Raw genomic sequence first — 16,063 nt, 5'->3', positions numbered from 1 at the left:
CAGCCCGTTCCCCACACTCACAGCGATCACTCCCGCGAAGGAGTCCTCGTTGCATGTGTCGTACTTGAGCTTGCTCGAGCGAGCAGTACGTGCACCATGATCATCGTTCCACCCAGCACACTCCCATCACACACGCGGTGATGCAAGAGCTCATGTGCTCCTTAGAAAGGAGGTGATCCAGCCGCACCTTCCGGTACGGCTACCTTGTTACGACTTAGTCCCAATCGCCAGTCCCACCTTCGACGGCTCCCCCCACAAGGGTTAGGCCACCGGCTTCGGGTGTTACCAACTTTCGTGACTTGACGGGCGGTGTGTACAAGGCCCGGGAACGTATTCACCGCAGCGTTGCTGATCTGCGATTACTAGCGACTCCGACTTCATGGGGTCGAGTTGCAGACCCCAATCCGAACTGAGACCGGTTTTTTGGGATTAGCTCCACCTCACAGTTTCGCAACCCTCTGTACCGGCCATTGTAGCATGCGTGAAGCCCAAGACATAAGGGGCATGATGATTTGACGTCATCCCCACCTTCCTCCGAGTTGACCCCGGCAGTCTCCCATGAGTCCCCACCATCACGTGCTGGCAACATGGAACGAGGGTTGCGCTCGTTGCGGGACTTAACCCAACATCTCACGACACGAGCTGACGACAACCATGCACCACCTGTACACCAGTCCGAAGACGCACACATCTCTGCATGATTCCGGTGTATGTCAAGCCTTGGTAAGGTTCTTCGCGTTGCATCGAATTAATCCGCATGCTCCGCCGCTTGTGCGGGCCCCCGTCAATTCCTTTGAGTTTTAGCCTTGCGGCCGTACTCCCCAGGCGGGGCGCTTAATGCGTTAGCTGCGGCACGGAACTCGTGGAATGAGCCCCACACCTAGCGCCCAACGTTTACGGCATGGACTACCAGGGTATCTAATCCTGTTCGCTCCCCATGCTTTCGCTTCTCAGCGTCAGTAATGGCCCAGAGACCTGCCTTCGCCATCGGTGTTCCTCCTGATATCTGCGCATTTCACCGCTACACCAGGAATTCCAGTCTCCCCTACCATACTCTAGTCTGCCCGTACCCACTGCAGAACCGGAGTTAAGCCCCGGTCTTTCACAGCAGACGCGACAAACCGCCTACAAGCTCTTTACGCCCAATAATTCCGGACAACGCTCGCACCCTACGTATTACCGCGGCTGCTGGCACGTAGTTAGCCGGTGCTTCTTCTCCAGGTACCGTCACGTTAGCTTCGTCCCTGGTGAAAGAGGTTTACAACCCGAAGGCCGTCATCCCTCACGCGGCGTCGCTGCATCAGGCTTTCGCCCATTGTGCAATATTCCCCACTGCTGCCTCCCGTAGGAGTCTGGGCCGTGTCTCAGTCCCAGTGTGGCCGGTCGCCCTCTCAGGCCGGCTACCCGTCGTCGCCTTGGTAGGCCATTACCCCACCAACAAGCTGATAGGCCGCGAGTCCATCCCCCACCAAAAAATCTTTCCACCAACACACCATGCAGTGATTGGTCATATCCAGTATTAGACCCAGTTTCCCAGGCTTATCCCAGAGTAGGGGGCAGGTTACTCACGTGTTACTCACCCGTTCGCCACTAATCCACACCAGCAAGCTGGCGCTTCATCGTTCGACTTGCATGTGTTAAGCACGCCGCCAGCGTTCGTCCTGAGCCAGGATCAAACTCTCCGTCAAAAAAAATCTGTATCCCAGCCGAAATCAAACGGTGACACCACACCACCACCCACAAAAAGGTGATCGTGTGTCTTGTATCCATCCATCAAACATCAGCCAGAACAACACCAGCCATAAGGCCAGCAAATATTGTTGTTTGGCGATGATCACATCGGCACGCTGTTGAGTTCTCAAAACACCATCACACACCATCAACAAGCCCCACACACTGTGTGGCGGCCCGTTTCCGGGGCAACTTCTCTAACTTAATCCATCCGGCTCTTGGGCGTCAAATCCAACCCGCCACCGCCACAACCGTGACCAGTGAGGATCTTCATCTCGCGCACTTGGCTCCAGACAAATCCATCAAACCCAAGCACCCGACCCACCAGCTCAACCACCAACCAGAACAGTCAGTGTGAGCGGCTCCTGCCGCGATGCCCTTCCGGGCTGACTCCGTAAACATTAGGCGACCGAGCCGCGTCTCTGCAAATCGGGTCGGCACAACCCCTCGCGGCACCGTCCGTCCACCTCGTTCGGGCGCCTACGGCGGTGCCAATGCCTACAATCGCGGAGACAGCGCATGCCCGTCAGCGCGCCCTGTGGGGCGCCATGCAAAGGAGCAGTTTTCATGCCCGAAGCAGTGATCGTCTCTGCCGCACGCACCCCGATCGGACGAGCCTTCAAGGGCTCCCTCAAGGACGTCCGCCCGGACGACCTGGCCACGCAGGTCGTCGAGGCTGCTCTGGCCAAGGTTCCCGAACTGGACCGAGCACTCATCGAGGACCTCTACCTCGGCTGCGCCGAGCCGTCGGGCCGCCAGGGCAACAACATGGCGCGCGTCGTCTCCGTTCTCGCCGGAATGGACCACGTTCCCGGCGCCACGGTGAACCGCTTCTGCGCCTCCTCGGTTCAGACGACCCGCATGGCCGCACACGCCATCCGTGCCGGTGAGGGCGATGTCTTCATCTCAGCCGGTGTCGAGTGCGTCTCGCAGTACACGAACTTCTCCGGCGCTGGTGAGTCGGACTCAAGCGACCTCAACCCCAAGTTCGCCGACGCCATGGCCCGCACGGCGGAGACCGCGAAGACGAACGCAACCTGGAGCGACCCGCGCGAGCAGGGTCTCCTGCCCGATGTCTACATCGCCATGGGCCAGACGGCCGAGAACGTCGCCACCTACCGCGGTGTCTCCCGCGCGGAGCAGGACGAGTGGGGCGTCCGCTCGCAGAACCGTGCGGAGAAGGCCATCGCCGACGGTTTCTTCGCTCGGGAGATCGCGCCCGTCACGCTGGCGGACGGCACGGTCGTCTCCACGGACGACGGCCCCCGCGCCGGCGTCACGCTCGAGGCGCTCCAGGGCCTCAACCCCGTCTTCCGCGAGAACGGCACCGTCACCGCGGGCAACTGCTGCCCCCTCAACGACGGTGCTGCCGCCCTCGTCGTCATGAGCGACGTCAAGGCACAGCAGCTCGGCCTCAAGCCGCTCGCCCGCGTCGTCTCCACGGGCGTCTCCGGCCTCTCCCCCGAGATCATGGGCCTCGGCCCGGTCGAGGCGAGCAAGCAGGCACTCGACCGCGCCGGTATGAGCATCGGTGACATCGACCTCTACGAGATCAACGAGGCCTTCGCCGCCCAGGTTCTGCCGAGCGCCCAGGACCTCGGCATGGACCTCGACAAGCTCAACGTCAACGGTGGCGCCATCGCGCTCGGTCACCCCTTCGGTTCGACGGGTGCACGCATCACGACGACGCTGCTCAACGGCCTGCAGGCCCGCGACGGCCAGTTCGGTCTCGAGACGATGTGCGTCGGTGGCGGCCAGGGCATGGCCATCATCTACGAGCGCCTCAACTGATCGCTCTGATACCGACAGAAGCGGCCGGCGTCCCCGATGGGGCGCCGGCCGCTTCTCTCGTGACGTGAGGCTCAGGCCTGGTCGCGGTGCTCGGACGTGGCGATGTTGACCATCCAGCGGGTGCCGAACTTGTCGGTGAACATGCCGAACTCGTCGCCCCACATCTGGACGGCGAGCGGCATCGTCACGTCGCCACCTTCGGAGAGGCCGGCGAAGTAGCGTCGCAACGACTCGGCGTCGTCGCCGGTGAGGCTGATCGAGATGTTGCCGCCCGGCGTGTACTCCATCTGCTCAGGGGTGTCGGAGCCCATGAGGACGAACTCGTCCGTCGTCGTCAGCATGCCGTGCATGATCTTGTGCGCCTCCTGGCCCTCGACGCCCATGTCGCCGAAGGTGGAGAGCGTGAGGTCTCCACCGAGGACGCCGTGGTAGAACTCCAGCGCCTGACGGGCGGTGTCACGGAACTGCAGGTACGGGCTGAGGCGCGAAGCCATGGTTACTCCTCGAGAGTGCCAAAAGGGAACGGCGAGCGCCGTATGGGCCACAGCATAAGCGTGTCGACCCTCGGTCCCCTTGCCCTCGCGAGCCCACGAGAGCCCGCCGATCGGGGACTCGCGTCAGAGCGAGCGTCGGACGGCGGCCAGCTCCGCTGCGAAGCCGTGGATGTCCGTGACCTGCGCAGCGTCGAACGAGACGGCGCGCAGCATCTCGGCGAGGAGGGCAGGGGCCACGTCGGCTCCCCCAGCGCCTGGGACCTCACGACGCTCGATGCCCGCCGCATCTGCGTGGGCATCGCCCAGGCGTTGGACAAGCGAGCCCAGCGAGCTCCGCCAAGAGCTGCGCTGCCCAGCCTCGTCACCGGGTCTGAGGGCGCGCAAACGCCGAACGACCCGCTCGAGTTCCACCTCGAACGGGTCGTTCACAGCCTGGGTGTCAGTCACGCAGACGCGCCAGGAGGCGCAGCATCTCGATGTAGAGCCAGACGACACTGACGAGCAGGCCGTAGGCCAGCAGCCAGGAGGTCTTCTCCGGGACGCCGGCGCGCACACCGTCCGAGATGGAGTCGAAGTCGATGGCCAGCGAGTACGACGCGAGAGCCACGGCGAAGATCGAGATCGCGATGCCGAGCGGTCCCGAGCCGCCGATGCCGAAGCCTTCCTGCAGGCCCGTCAGGACGAGCACGAAGTTGACGAGCGCAAAGAGCATGTAACCGATGAGCATGTACATGAAGATGCGGCGGCTTCGAGCCGTGACGCGGATGAGGCCCGTCTTGTAGCCGAGAAGCACACCGGCGAACACACACAGCGTGGCGAGAACGGCCTGGACGACGACGCCCGGGTAAGCCGTGTTGAAGAACGCACTGACGGCACCGACGAACACACCCTCAGCGAGGGTGAAGGCGATGATCAGAGGCACCGAGATCGTCTTGCGGAAGGCGATGATGAGCGACAGGACGAGGCTGACGATGGCGCCGCCGGCCCAGAGGCCGAGCACGGTGGTGTTCTGCTGCGAGTCGATGGCGCGCTGGGCGAACACCCACGAGCCACCTGCCACGACGATGAGCAGACCGAAGAGGGCGATCGACTTCATGACGACGTCGTCCATCGTCATGCTGCGGCCGCTGCTCTGCTGCATCGGCGCCTGCGGCGCGTACTGCTGATCGAAGCCCTGCTGACCGAACGGCTGCTGACCGTGGGGCCGCTGCTGGAAGCCCGGCTGGCCGTAACCCGGCTGCTGGCCGAACTGCTGCTGGCCGTAACCCGGCTGGGCACCCTGCTGCTGGGAGCCGAAGCCGGCGTACTGACCAGAACGCAGGTTCTTGTCGAAGTTGCTGAAAACCGGATTACCGGCCATGTGCCCTCCAGGGACGAAATGGTTGGTGCCCTCGACGGGAGTCGAACCCGCAACACAGCGATTTTAAGTCGCCTGCCTCTGCCGTTGGGCTACGAGGGCACCCCATCGTAGCGAGAGGGTGCTCACCGGCCGTCGGGCAGAGCTGTCGGGCAGTTAGCCGTCGAGATGTTTGACTGCGTCAACGAACGCTGCGAATCGGTTGTTCCCGTTCCGTGCGAGGAATGAGCGCTCAGGCCGTGATGCTGAGGGCGATGCCGTCGAGGATGTCGGTCTCGCTCATGCGCACCTCGGTGAGCCCCGCGCGTGCAGCGACGCGTTGCACCACGGCTCGCCAGATGAGAGCTCCCGCTCCGATGACGTCGACGCGCCCAGGGTGCATGAATCCGTACGCCGCCCGCTCGTCGCGGCCGGCGCCGAGCAGGGCGTCACACGAGGCGAGCGCCTGCTCAAGCGTGAGTTCCGCTCCGTGGATTCGCGACGAGTCGTACGACGACAGGCCCAGCGCGTGGGCTGTGACGGTCGTGATCGACCCGGCAAGGCCGACCAACGTCTTCGCCGCAGACAGGTCGACGATCTTCTCGGCCTCGTCGAGCGCGGCGTCGATGTCGACCATCGCCGATTCGATCTCTGCGGCAGTCGGTGGGTCGGAACGCAGATGGCGCTCCGTCATGCGCACCGAGCCGATGTCGAGCGAGATCGACTGCGCGACGTCGTCGGTACCGAGCACCAGCTCCGTCGAGCCGCCCCCGAGGTCGACGACGAGGAAGGGCGCATCCGCGTTTTGCGCGCGCAGCGGCCCCGTGGCACCGGTGAAGCTGAGCGACGCCTCCTCGTGCCCCGAGACGACCTCGGGCACGACGTCGTAGGAACCGAACGCCGATCGAACGCCGTCGACGAACTCACCGGCGTTCTCGGCGTCACGCGACGCCGACGTCGCGACGAAGCGCACGGCGTCCACGTTGTGCTCGCGGCAGATCTGGGCGTACTCACGCGCGACGAGCAGGGTGCGCGCCATCGCTTCGTCGGCGATACGCCCGGTCACGTCCACACCCTGGCCGAGGCGAACGATCTCAGTGCGGCGAGCGAGGTACGTGAGGTTCTCACCGTCACGATCGGCGACGAGAAGCCTGATCGAGTTGGTCCCGCAGTCGATCGCACCGACGCGCATCGTCACTTCCCCTCTTCGGCGGGCACTGCGCCGCAGCAGCCGTTCTTCCACCAGTCGTCGCCGAGCAAGGCGATGGCTTCGTCACCCAGCGGATTGATGCCGGGGCCGACGGAGAGCGAGTGCGCCACGAGCACGTGGAGGCACTTGACGCGCGTCGGCATACCGCCAGCGCTGATGCCGTCGATCTCGGGAACCTCGCCGAGCTCGGCGCGGCGCGCCAGGTAGTCCTCGTGCGCGCGGCGGTAGGAGGCCGCAAGTTCCTCGTCCTCGGCAAGACGGTCGGTCATCTCCTTCATGACGCCCCGCGATTCGAGCGTGGAGATGGCACCGGTCAGGCGCGGGCACGTGGCGTAGAAGGAGGTGGGGAACGGGGTTCCGTCCGGCAGCCGCGGCAAGGTGCGCACCACCGTCGGGCAACCGCACGCACAACGCGCCGAGACCTCGACGGTTCCGCGAGGCACACGCCCCAACTGGCGCTCGATGGCCGCGGTGTCGCTGGCGCTCACCGACGAGCTGATCTCACTCATTTCTTCCCCTGCTGACTCTCGTCGGACGACATCTTCACCGAACCCCACAGCTGGCCGTACCAGGGGTGACTCGACAACGTCGTCGCGTTCGCGACGCCCGTGGACTTCGTCACCGCATGCGGCTTGTTGCGGTCGTCGACGTAGACCGTCACCTTCTGCCCCGGCATGGCGTAGCCGAGGCGCTGCGTCGCCTGCTTCTTGATGTACGCCGGATCCTCCCAGCGCTTCTTCTGCGCCTCGAGCGCCTCGACCCGCTTCTGGCCATCGATCTTCTGCTGGCGCAGGTCGGCGATCTCGCTGCGCTGCTGCAGGTAGCTGCGCAGCGTGGGCGTCAGGACGACGAGCATGAGCGCGAAGAGCGCTCCCAGGGCAAGAGCACGGCGGACCGTGCGCGGGTTCGCCCGACGCCGACGCTCGATGGGTGCATCGAACTGCTGACGCAGGCTGGGGCGCGTCGAGCCGCTCGGGCGCGAACGGTCACGCCCTGAGCGTGCCGGGCGGCTGTTCGGGGCAGGACGCGCCCCTCCCGTTCCACCGCGTGGGGCGGAACGGGAGGGGCGGGACTTCTTCGGCTTCAAACCGCTCAGTTACCTGCGAAACGCGGGAAGGCGCTGCGACCGGCGTACACCGCGGCGTCGTCGAGTTCCCACTCGATGCGCAGCAGACGGTTGTACTTCGCGACGCGCTCGGAGCGAGCCGGCGCACCCGTCTTGATCTGGCCGCAGTTCGTGGCGACGGCGAGGTCTGCGATCGTCGTGTCCTCCGTCTCACCGGAACGGTGCGACATCATGCAGCGGTAGCCGTTCGTCTGCGCGAGCGTGACGGCGTCGAGCGTCTCGGTGAGCGAACCGATCTGGTTGACCTTGACGAGCAGCGCGTTACCGGTCTTCGTGTCGATACCGCGCTGGAGACGCTCAGGGTTCGTGACAAAGAGGTCGTCACCGACGAGCTGAACCTTGTCACCGAGGGTCTCGGTGATGTGGGCCCAGCCCTCCCAGTCCTCCTCGTCCAGCGGGTCCTCGATGGAGACGAGCGGGTAGGACTTCACGAGGTCGGCGTAGTAGTCCGTCATCCACTTGGCGTCGCGCTTCTTCTTCTCGAAGGTGTACTTGCCCTTCTCGCAGAACTCGGACGCGGCGACGTCGAGCGCGAGCGCAACGTCCTTGCCCGGGACGTAGCCGGCCTTCTTGATGGCGTCGACGATGAGGTCGAGCGCTGCGCGGTTGGAGTCGAGGTCCGGAGCGAAGCCGCCCTCGTCGCCCAGGCCGGTGCTGAGCTTCTTGTCGTGGAGCACGGCCTTGAGCGCGTGGTAGACCTCGGTGCCCATGCGCAGCGCCTCGCTGAACGACTCGGCGCCGATCGGGGCGATCATGAACTCCTGGATGTCGACGTTCGTGTCGGCGTGCGAACCACCGTTGAGGATGTTCATCATCGGAACCGGCAGGACGTGGGCGTTCGGGCCACCGACGTAGCGGTAGAGCGACAGGCCTGCCGACTGGGAGGCCGCGCGGGCCACGGCGAGCGAGACGCCGAGGATGGCGTTCGCGCCGAGCTTGCCCTTGTTGTCCGTGCCGTCGAGAGCGATCATCTCGGCGTCAATGAGGCGCTGGTCGTCGGCCTCGGTGCCGAGGAGCTCGGGCTGGATCTCCTCCATGACCGAGTTGACCGCGTCCTGGACACCCTTGCCGAGGTAGCGGCCCTTGTCGCCGTCACGACGCTCGACGGCCTCGAACTGACCGGTGGAAGCGCCCGAGGGAACGGCCGCCTCACCGACGGAGCCGTCGTCGAGCACGACGACCGTGCTCACTGTCGGGTTGCCGCGCGAGTCGAGAATCTCGAATGCGCCGATGCTTTCAATGGTTGCCACAGAATCTCTCCGATGCAGTGAGGGGAACGGTCACGTCGTTCGACCGCAGGCTGTGTGCGACGCGATGGCCGCTCACCTCCGAGCCTAACGAACCGAGCAGGAACTGGCCGGTAGCAATGCCGTGGTGAAGCTCATGTGGACGGATCGCTGCGTCGAGCGCACACACGGGCGTCGAGATCGCTCAACGCCGTGGCCAGGGCCACGCTCGGATCGACGCCGAGTTCGCGAGCCTGAACGACGAGGTCGAGCAGTGCCGGACCGAGGGAGTCGCCGCTCGTCACGTCCGCGACGAGATCGCCGTGGCCGGCCTTCGTCAGGCGGGACACGTACTTCGTGGCGCGCTCGAGCGGCGGCAACCCGGTCGGGACACCAGCCAAGGGGTCGTCGGAGTCGCGCTCGGGCTTCTCGTCGGCCTTGATGCGGGCCCACTCCGCTTCGACTTCCTCGGGCGAGGACGCGGCGCCGTCGGCGAACACGTGCGGGTGGCGGCGGACGAGCTTGTCCACCAGGCGCCCCGCGACGGCGTCGATGTCGAAGCCGTCATCGGCGCGCTCGGACGCAACGCGCGCGTGGAAGAGCACTTGGAGGAGCACGTCACCGAGCTCCTCCTCGAGGTGTGAACTGTCCTGCTCGCCGATCGCCTCGACGACCTCGAAGGCCTCCTCGACGAGGTACGGCGCGAGGCTCGCGTGCGTCTGCTTCGCGTCCCACGGGCACCCGCCCGGCGAGCGGAGCGTGTCCATGACGGCAACGGCGTCGAGCAGCCGCGCGCCGGGAGCGTCCCACGACCCGACGACGACCTCGACGGGCGGCGGCGAGTCGAGGCGCGTCAGCTCACCGGCGAGCGCGTCGGTGAGCCCTGGGTCGGCGTCCGACGATCCGAGCCATACGACGTCCTGCTCGTCGGCCACGTCGACGAGGCGCCGTGCCAGATCGGGCGCCGTGACGTCTGCGACGAGTTCGACCTCGAGGCCCGCCTCGGTGACGGCCTCGACAAGCGGCTCCTCCGCGTCACGCCCGAGGACGAGGCCCGCGGACTCGATGCGGCTCCAAGCGTCACGTGTCATGAGCCCGGCCGGCACGCGTGGGCTGACGACGACGAGGCCGATCGATCCGGCGTTCATGTCGGCACTCATCGGCGTCCTCCTCGGGACAGTTCCTGCGCCGCAGCGGCGGCCGCGATGTCGTCGAGCAGCACCGCCTGAACGAGCTGCGTGGCCCACTGCAGGATCGCCTCGTCACGCAGCGGCTTGCCGCCGACGGGCTTCGTCATGGGCGTGGGCACGAGCAGGCGCTCCTGTGCACTCTTGACGAGGGTGCCCGGGAAGAGCCGCTCGAGGCGCAGCTCCTGCGATTCGCGCAGCTCGGTGACCGGCCCGAAGCGCACGTACTTGCCCTGCACACCGATATCGCTGATGCCCGCCTTGCGCGCGACGGTGCGCAGACGTGCCACGTCGAAGAGGTTGAGCACCGGCTGCGGCGGCTCGCCGTACCTGTCCTTGAGCTCGGCGATGATCTCGTCGAGAGCTGCCTCGTCCTCGACGCTCGCGAGCTTCTTGTACGCCTCGAGCCGCAGACGCTCCCCCGGCACGTACTCGTGCGGCAGGTGCGCGTCGACGGGCAGTTCGATCTTGATCTCGACCGGCATCGCGTTGCCCTCGTCGCCGCGGTAGTCGGCCACGGCCTCGCCCACCATGCGCACGTAGAGGTCGAACCCGACGCCGGCGATGTGACCGGACTGTTCGCCGCCGAGGAGGTTTCCGGCGCCGCGGATCTCGAGGTCCTTCATCGCGATCTGCATGCCCGCCCCGAGGTCCGTGTGGCTCGCGATCGTCTGGAGTCGGTCGTGCGCCGTCTCCGTGAGCGGCTTCTCCGCGGGGAACATGAAGTACGCGTAGGCACGTTCGCGGCCACGGCCGACACGTCCACGCAGCTGGTGCAGCTGGCTCAGGCCGAGCTGGTCGGCCCGCTCGACGATGAGCGTGTTGGCGTTGCTGATGTCGAGGCCGGTCTCGACGATCGTCGTACAGATGAGCACGTCGAACTTGCGCTCCCAGAAGTCGACGACGACCTCCTCGAGACGGGCCTCGCCCATCTTTCCGTGGGCCGTGGCGACACGCGCCTCAGGCACGAGTTCGCGAATGCGAGCAGCCTGCTTCTCGATGCTGCCGACCTTGTTGTGGACGTAGAAGACCTGACCCTCACGCATCAGCTCGCGCCGGATGGCGGCCGTGATCTGCTTCTCGTCGTACGCACCGACGAAGGTGAGGACAGGGTGGCGCTCCTCCGGCGGCGTGGCCAGGGTCGACATCTCGCGGATGCCGGTGACCGCCATCTCGAGCGTGCGCGGAATCGGCGTGGCCGACATCGCGAGCACGTCGACGGCCGTACGCAGCTGCTTGAGCTGCTCCTTGTGCTCCACACCGAATCGCTGTTCTTCGTCGACGATGACGAGGCCGAGATTTTTGAACTGGACCTCCTTGCTCAGCAGGCGGTGAGTACCGATGACGAGATCGATCGAGCCGTCCTTCAGGCCCGCGAGCACCTCGCGGGCCTCCTTGTCGCTCTGGAAGCGCGAGAGCGCACGCACCGTGACGGGGAAGCCCGCGTACCGCTCGGAGAAGGTGGAGAAGTGCTGCTTGACGAGCAGCGTGGTCGGCACGAGAACGGCGACCTGCTTGGAATCCTGAATCGCCTTGAACGCGGCGCGCACGGCGATCTCGGTCTTGCCGTAGCCGACGTCACCGCAGACGAGGCGGTCCATCGGAACCGTCTTCTCCATGTCGGCCTTGACCTCGTCGATACTGCTCAGCTGATCCGGCGTCTCGACGTAGGCGAATGCGTCCTCCAACTCACGCTGCCATGGGGTGTCCGGTGCGAACGCGTGACCGGGCGTGGCCTGGCGCGCGGAGTAGAGGCGGATCAGTTCACCCGCGATCTGCTTGACGTGACGGCGCGCCTTCGACTTCGTGGCGGCCCAGTCGGAACCACCCATCTTCGACAGGGTGGGCATCTCGCCGCCGACGTACCGGGTGACCTGGTCGAGCTGATCGGTGGGGACGAAGAGTCGGTCGCCCGGCTGCCCCCGCTTGCTCGAGGCGTACTCAAGCACGAGGTACTCACGGGTGGCTCCGCCGACGGTGCGCTGCATCATCTCGACGAAGCGGCCGACACCGTGCTGTTCGTGGACGACGTGGTCGCCCGGCTTGAGCTGCAGCGGGTCGACGACGTTGCGGCGGCGCGACGGCATGCGTCGCATGTCTTTCGTGCTCGCCCCGGCCGAACCGGTGAGGTCGGCCTCGGTGAGGACGACGAGACCGAGGTCGGGCATCTCGAAGCCGTGCCCGAGCGCGCCGGTGGCCACCTCGACGCCGGCCTGCACCTGCGTCATCGGGCGCGAGGCCACATCGTGCTCGCCGAGCACCTGCGTTACGCGCTTGGCGAAGCCGGGCCCGTCCGTGACGACGGCGACGGATCGCCCGGCGTCGACGTGGGCTTTGATGTCGGCCGAGGCCTTCTCCGTGTCACCGCGGTAGTTGGGCACGTCCTCCGACGCGATGGTGACGCGGGTGCCGGGCAACTCGTCCTCAAGGAACTCCTGCAGGTCGTTGTCGGCAGCGAAGGAGCTGAACGACCACCACGCGCGCTCGCCGGCGAGCGCCTTGTCGCGCAGATCCGACAGCGCCCAGTAGGAACCGCCGTCGAGGATCGAGCGCAGGTCGACCGGAATGGCGTTGCCAGCAGCCGCGTTGGCCCAACTTGCGTCGAGGAACTCCTGGGAGGTGTTGACGAGGTCGTGGGCGCGGGTGCGCACACGCTCCGGGTCGAGCAGGACGACGTGGGTTCCCGGGCGCACGACGTCGACGAGCGTCTCCATCCCCGCGGGAAGAAGTGCCGGCATGAGGGATTCCATGCCCTCGACGGCGATGCCTTCGGCCACCTTGGAGAGCATGTCGGTGACGCCGGGCAGTGTCGGGGCGAGCTCGGCGGCGCGCTCACGGACCTCGGGCGTCAGCAGCAGCTCACGGCACGGCGGCGCCCACAGCCCGTGCGGGTTGACCTCGAGCGAACGCTGGTCGGCCACCTTGAACCAGCGGATCTCCTCGACGACGTCGCCCCAGAACTCGAGGCGCACCGGGTGGTCCTCGGTGGGCGGGAAGACGTCGAGGATGCCACCGCGCACGGCGAACTCACCGCGCTTCTCCACCATGTCGACGCGCGTGTACGCAGCACCGACGAGGGCTTGGACGATGTCTTCGAGCGGGCGCTCGTCGCCGGCCGCGAGGCTGACCGGTTCGAGATCACCGAGCCCCTTGGCGAGCGGCTGCATGAGCGCCCGCACGGAGGCGACGACGACCTCGATCGGCCCGTAGGTGCCGCCGGATTCGGGGTGCGCGAGGCGCCGCAGCACCGCCAGGCGCTTGCCGACCGTGTCGGAGCGCGGCGACATCCGCTCGTGCGGGAGCGTCTCCCAGCTCGGGAAGTCGGCAACGGCGTCGTAGTCGAGGAAGCTGCGCAGGACGGCCGTGACGTCGTCGGCCTCACGACCGGTGGCCGTGACGACGAGCAACGGAACGCCACCCTCACCGGGCGCGCAGGCGCCGGCGAGCGCCGCCGCGATCGGTCCGCGCAGGCCGGAGGCGGCCGCGACATCGACGAGGCCCTCCTCGCCGCGCAACGCGAGCAGCCTGCCGACCGAGGCGTCCGCGCACACCCGCTCGAGCAGCGGCATGAGCGGCAGATTGGTGGCCTCGGGCATTCGCGGAACTCCTTCGCGGGCGGTTGGATCAGGGCGCGCAGCCGTGACACCTTCGCGCGCCGCCGGGGCGGACGAAGGCGTGACCTCAGTCTAGGTGTGCTCTGCGACAACCCCGGAACGGCGCGGAATCATCCCGCTCAGGGGCGGCCGAACAGTTCGACGTCACGAGCGACCGAGGAGCCTTCGAGGCGCAGCATCGTCCATCCGTCACCCGACGGTTCGAGGATGACGCGCGGCGTCTCGTCGGGGTGACCCGACGCGTCACCCGGGCCCTTCTCCTCGACGATGCGGCTGTGCAAGTAGGACGACCAGCGCACGCGTACCACGACGTCGCGCCCAGGCTGAACGTTGAGGACGAGGTGCGAGGCGCTCTTGCCGCGCAGCGTGGCGCCGTCACCGATGAGCGGTTTCGTGCCCGAGACCTCGAACAGGCGCCAGTCACGGTTCGACCAGACCTCGCGCCATCCCTCAGGCTGCGCGTTGGCGGTGCGCCACTCCCCCGTGCGCTTGACCGGGTGCCGGTTGAGCGCGACGTACCGGACGCTCGAGTCGCGCAACCAGCCGTTCAGGTGCTCCGGCGAGATGCTCGCCTCCCGGTCGACGAAGGCATCGGAGAGGCTGCGGTCGGCCTGCGTCTCGTAGCCGCGGGCAAGCCAGAAGTCCTTGGCGAGGACGAAGGCCGAGGTGTGCGTGCCGTCGGCGACCACCTCGACGCGGCTCGTCTCGATACCGGGCTGGCGCTTCAGGGCGTCCGCGAGCGGTTGGTACACCGTGACCGACGACGCCGAAGCGCGCGAATCGGCCAGATCGTGCGCGGTGAAGTAGGCGGACCAGACGAGTGCCGGGACGACGGCGAGCGCGGTGAAGCGGTTGCTGCGCCGGGCCGTCGCGGCCACGGCTACGGGCAGGACGGCGAACACGAGCCGCGCGAGGTTCGACCCCATCGCGTTGGGCACGGCCGAGAACACGACGATGGCGAACGTCGCGATGACGATGGCGACCTTGACCGGACGCGCCGGGTTCGCGAAGAGGAAGACCGCGAGCAGGGCGAGGGAGATGAGCGCGCGAGCCCAGCCGTAGCCCTCGGGGCCGCTGCTGCCCCACAGCCACGACGAAACACCGAGGAAGGCCAGCCCCGCGAGGATCGGCACGATCGACAGGCGTTTGCCGAGGAATCCCGCGCCCAGACCGACGAGCACGAACGCCACGGCCACTGGCGACGCCAGGCCGCTGAGGACGACGAGGAACGACGCGAGCCAGCGCCGATCGCGGATGGCGGCGTCGAGGGCTCCGATGGCGATGACCGCACCGACGAGGAACGTCGTCCGGCCGGCACCGAGGGTGAGGAGGGCGCTGATCGTGGCCACCCAGACGGCGACGATCGGTCGGCGAACCTGGGTCACAGTGAGGGCCACGGCCCACGGAATCGCGAGGGCCGCGAGCGCGACGACGAGGTGCGCACCGAGCAGCGCCGACAGCCACGGCACGATGACCGAGTAGCCGCCGGGCGGATGCGCTCCGGAGTACCAGCTGAACCAGTACCCGAGCGTCACACCGTCACGAGCGGCCTGGGCGCGTGCGAGGGCGGCCCACATGTCGCCCACTCCGGGCGCAATGAGGACGAAGAGCAGGCCCCCGACGGCAACGACGGCCGTCGCGGACCAGGCGTGCAGCGCGAGACGTCGGCTGACGTGCTCGGTGACGCGTTCAGTGGGCATGCACGATGTTCTGCGCGTCGGTGAGCCCACGGTGGACGAGAGCTTCGACGGCGTCGCCGCCTGCGGGAACGAGAAAGTCGAGTTCCTTGCGTTCGCTCGCGTTGAAATCCTTGAGCACGAAGTCGGCCACGTCCATGCGCCCGGGCGGACGACCGATGCCGAGACGCACGCGCAGGTAGTCCTTCGTGCCGATGCTCTTGCTGATGGAACGCAGGCCGTTGTGGCCGCCCTCTCCGCCGCCGAGTTTGAGGCGCACCGCGCCGAAGTCGACGTCGAGTTCGTCGTGTAGGACGACGAGACGCTCCGGCGGGATCTTGAAGAACTTCATGAGCGCGCTGACGGGTCCACCCGACTCGTTCATGTAGCTGCTCGGCACCGCAATGACGGCCTTGGGCCCGGGCATGCCGCCCGGCATGGTGCCGAGGCGGATTTCGGCTGCGGCGGCCCGTGCTTTGTGGGCGCGCAGCGTGACGCCTGCGTCAGCTGCCATGCGTTCGACCACCATGGCGCCGACGTTGTGGCGGTTGCCCGCATACTTCGGGCCGGGGTTGCCGAGGCCGACGACGAGCCAGGGGTCCATGGGCGTCCTTTCCACGAGCGACCAGTATGCCGCAGGGCGGTGACGACGAAGGCCCCCCGCCGCCTGCG

General features: G+C 66.8%; 12 protein-coding genes, 1 tRNA gene and 1 rRNA gene. 1 reads left to right on the top strand and 13 read right to left on the bottom strand.

Annotated features, from left to right (window positions below; genetic code table 11):
- Nucleotides 1-165: 165 nt before the first annotated feature.
- Nucleotides 166-1,688, bottom strand: a 16S ribosomal RNA gene (locus H7F30_RS06900).
- Between the two features lie 610 nt (nt 1,689-2,298).
- On the opposite strand from H7F30_RS06900, the gene H7F30_RS06895 reads away from it, so the two are divergent.
- Nucleotides 2,299-3,522, top strand: coding sequence for an acetyl-CoA C-acetyltransferase (locus H7F30_RS06895; RefSeq protein WP_187037596.1), 1,224 nt, complete (start codon nt 2,299-2,301; stop codon nt 3,520-3,522).
- 71 nt (nt 3,523-3,593) lie between these two features.
- Here H7F30_RS06895 and H7F30_RS06890 read toward each other — a convergent pair whose 3' ends face one another.
- The 12 genes from H7F30_RS06890 to pth all read right to left on the bottom strand — a co-directional run bounded on the left by H7F30_RS06890 (nt 3,594) and on the right by pth (nt 15,995).
- Entirely contained in the window at nt 3,594-4,016 is a 423-nt protein-coding gene (locus H7F30_RS06890; protein WP_187037594.1) for a VOC family protein, read from the bottom strand.
- A 123-nt stretch (nt 4,017-4,139) separates the two neighbouring features.
- Nucleotides 4,140-4,463 (bottom strand): hypothetical protein, encoded by a 324-nt coding sequence (locus H7F30_RS14790; RefSeq protein WP_222617864.1) that lies wholly within the window; start codon nt 4,461-4,463, stop codon nt 4,140-4,142.
- The gene (locus H7F30_RS06885) at nt 4,456-5,376 is read right to left on the bottom strand and encodes a Bax inhibitor-1/YccA family protein (RefSeq protein ID WP_187037592.1); all 921 of its coding nucleotides are present in this window, start codon (nt 5,374-5,376) and stop codon (nt 4,456-4,458) included. Before H7F30_RS06885 ends, H7F30_RS14790 begins: the two co-directional genes overlap by 8 nt.
- A gap of 23 nt (nt 5,377-5,399) precedes the next feature.
- Nucleotides 5,400-5,475: transfer RNA gene (locus H7F30_RS06880), tRNA-Leu, on the bottom strand.
- Nucleotides 5,476-5,605: 130 nt separating this feature from the next.
- The gene (locus H7F30_RS06875; RefSeq protein ID WP_187037910.1) at nt 5,606-6,544 is read right to left on the bottom strand and encodes a Ppx/GppA phosphatase family protein; all 939 of its coding nucleotides are present in this window, start codon (nt 6,542-6,544) and stop codon (nt 5,606-5,608) included.
- Nucleotides 6,545-6,546: 2 nt separating this feature from the next.
- Nucleotides 6,547-7,071 carry a DUF501 domain-containing protein gene (locus tag H7F30_RS06870; RefSeq protein WP_187037590.1) on the bottom strand — a complete coding sequence of 175 codons (525 nt, stop codon included), beginning with the start codon at nt 7,069-7,071 and terminating at the stop codon, nt 6,547-6,549.
- Entirely contained in the window at nt 7,068-7,649 is a 582-nt protein-coding gene (locus tag H7F30_RS06865; RefSeq protein ID WP_187037588.1) for a septum formation initiator family protein, read from the bottom strand. The genes H7F30_RS06870 and H7F30_RS06865 overlap by 4 nt, the downstream gene beginning before the upstream one ends.
- 5 nt (nt 7,650-7,654) lie before the next feature.
- Nucleotides 7,655-8,938: a phosphopyruvate hydratase gene (eno, locus tag H7F30_RS06860; protein WP_187037587.1), complete on the bottom strand. Its 1,284-nt coding sequence runs from the start codon at nt 8,936-8,938 to the stop codon at nt 7,655-7,657.
- Between the two features lie 131 nt (nt 8,939-9,069).
- Nucleotides 9,070-10,074 carry a MazG family protein gene (locus H7F30_RS06855; protein WP_255464985.1) on the bottom strand — a complete coding sequence of 335 codons (1,005 nt, stop codon included), beginning with the start codon at nt 10,072-10,074 and terminating at the stop codon, nt 9,070-9,072.
- Complete coding sequence (gene mfd / locus H7F30_RS06850) at nt 10,071-13,697, bottom strand: transcription-repair coupling factor (RefSeq protein WP_187037585.1); 3,627 nt, start codon at nt 13,695-13,697, stop codon at nt 10,071-10,073. Before mfd ends, H7F30_RS06855 begins: the two co-directional genes overlap by 4 nt.
- 137 nt (nt 13,698-13,834) lie before the next feature.
- Nucleotides 13,835-15,415 (bottom strand): hypothetical protein, encoded by a 1,581-nt coding sequence (locus tag H7F30_RS06845; RefSeq protein WP_187037583.1) that lies wholly within the window; start codon nt 15,413-15,415, stop codon nt 13,835-13,837.
- A complete protein-coding gene (gene pth / locus H7F30_RS06840) occupies nt 15,405-15,995 on the bottom strand; it encodes an aminoacyl-tRNA hydrolase (protein ID WP_187037581.1) in 591 nt (196 codons plus the stop codon). Before pth ends, H7F30_RS06845 begins: the two co-directional genes overlap by 11 nt.
- Between the last annotated feature and the right edge of the window lie 68 nt (nt 15,996-16,063).

This window comes from Dermacoccus sp. PAMC28757, assembly GCF_014302635.1.
Taxonomy (GTDB): Bacteria; Actinomycetota; Actinomycetes; order Actinomycetales; family Dermatophilaceae; genus Dermacoccus; species Dermacoccus abyssi.
Note: the sequence above shows the minus strand (reverse complement) of the source record. Positions and strands in the feature narration are given on the sequence as shown.

Excerpts from the sequence above, each read along its gene's own strand:
- mfd (WP_187037585.1), bottom strand. The coding sequence starts at position 13,697 with ATGCCCGAGGCCACCAATCTGCCGCTCATGCCGCTGCTCGAGCGGGTG.
- pth (WP_187037581.1), bottom strand. The coding sequence starts at position 15,995 with ATGGACCCCTGGCTCGTCGTCGGCCTCGGCAACCCCGGCCCGAAGTAT.
- H7F30_RS06890 (WP_187037594.1), bottom strand. The coding sequence starts at position 4,016 with ATGGCTTCGCGCCTCAGCCCGTACCTGCAGTTCCGTGACACCGCCCGT.
- H7F30_RS06845 (WP_187037583.1), bottom strand. The coding sequence starts at position 15,415 with ATGCCCACTGAACGCGTCACCGAGCACGTCAGCCGACGTCTCGCGCTG.
- H7F30_RS06855 (WP_255464985.1), bottom strand. The coding sequence starts at position 10,074 with ATGAGTGCCGACATGAACGCCGGATCGATCGGCCTCGTCGTCGTCAGC.
- H7F30_RS06895 (WP_187037596.1), top strand. The coding sequence starts at position 2,299 with ATGCCCGAAGCAGTGATCGTCTCTGCCGCACGCACCCCGATCGGACGA.
- H7F30_RS06870 (WP_187037590.1), bottom strand. The coding sequence starts at position 7,071 with ATGAGTGAGATCAGCTCGTCGGTGAGCGCCAGCGACACCGCGGCCATC.
- H7F30_RS06875 (WP_187037910.1), bottom strand. The coding sequence starts at position 6,544 with ATGCGCGTCGGTGCGATCGACTGCGGGACCAACTCGATCAGGCTTCTC.
- H7F30_RS06885 (WP_187037592.1), bottom strand. The coding sequence starts at position 5,376 with ATGGCCGGTAATCCGGTTTTCAGCAACTTCGACAAGAACCTGCGTTCT.